The 222-nt window shown below is 54.5% G+C and carries 1 protein-coding gene; it reads right to left on the bottom strand.

The window, feature by feature from the left end; all coding sequences use genetic code 11:
• Positions 1-222 (bottom strand): hypothetical protein (locus tag KA858_RS12585; protein ID WP_210135846.1); only part of this gene is annotated, 222 nt, incomplete at both ends.

Here is a 222-nt window from a genome sequence, read left to right as displayed (position 1 = left end):
CTATCTGCGTCTGCATCACTGTCTGCATCGGCATCGCTATCTGCGTCGGCATCACTATCTGCATCGGCATCACTATCTGCGTCTGCGTCACTATCTGCGTCTGCGTCACTATCTGCGTCTGCGTCACTATCTGCGTCTGCGTCACTGTCTGCATCGGCATCACTGTCTGCATCGGCATCGCTATCTGCGTCTGCGTCACTATCTGCATCGGCATCACTATCT

Source organism: Staphylococcus sp. GDX8P80P (assembly GCF_017893095.1).
Taxonomy (GTDB): domain Bacteria; phylum Bacillota; class Bacilli; order Staphylococcales; family Staphylococcaceae; genus Staphylococcus; species Staphylococcus borealis.
This window is presented reverse-complemented; position numbering and strand designations above follow the sequence as displayed.